The following is an 831-nucleotide window of genomic DNA, read 5'->3' on the forward strand; positions in this document are numbered from 1 at the left end:
AACTTGAAGATTGGGTGATGAGTCATGCGCGTTGCTTTGAATTTTTGGGCGGTGTGCCTGAGCTTGTTATTCCCGACAATCTCAGAAGTGCCGTTAGTAAACCCTGTCGCTACGAGCCTGATTTAAATCCTACGTATCATCAACTAGCCGAGTATTTTAACGTCGCTGTCATACCCGCTAGACCTTATAAACCCAAAGATAAATCCAAGGCTGAAGTCGGTGTACAAATTGTTGAGCGTTGGATCATGGCACGTCTGCGTAACCAAACCTTCTACAGCTTGGCGCACTTAAATCAAGAGATAGCAAAGCTACTTGATGCTATGAACAATAAGGTGATGAAGCAATATCAACAATCACGCAAACAGCTCTTTGATATTGTTGATAAACCAGTATTAAAACCACTCCCTCAAAAGGCCTATCACTATACACAAATCAAAACGGTGCGAGTACACATTGATTATCATGTTGAAATAGAAAAACATTACTACAGTGTGCCGTATCAGTGGGTTAAGAAACAATTACGCGCACACATAACCAATCAGCTAGTACAGCTTTATCATGGCGATACCTTAATCGCACAACATCCTCGCTCACAACGTTTAGGCGGACATACAACACACTCTCACCATATGCCTCTGGCGCATCAAAAACAGCATGAGCAGTCACCAATAAACTTACGTTCATGGGCATTAAGTATCGGGGAGTATACCCACCAAGTTGTTGAGTTACAGCTCAGTGGACGGCGTCACCCCGAGCACGCTTATCGTGTCTGTTTAGGGCTGTTAAGTTTAGCTAAAACGTATTCAAAAGAACGGCTTGAGCAAGCATGTT

Annotated in this window: 1 pseudogene; it reads left to right on the forward strand. The window is 43.2% G+C overall.

Going from position 1 to position 831, the window contains the following annotated elements:
* Positions 1 to 831, forward strand: a pseudogene (locus QMA12_RS22095) (IS21 family transposase); the annotation flags it as partial.

It is taken from the genome of Pseudoalteromonas sp. APC 3893 (assembly GCF_030408095.1).
Taxonomy (GTDB): domain Bacteria; phylum Pseudomonadota; class Gammaproteobacteria; order Enterobacterales; family Alteromonadaceae; genus Pseudoalteromonas.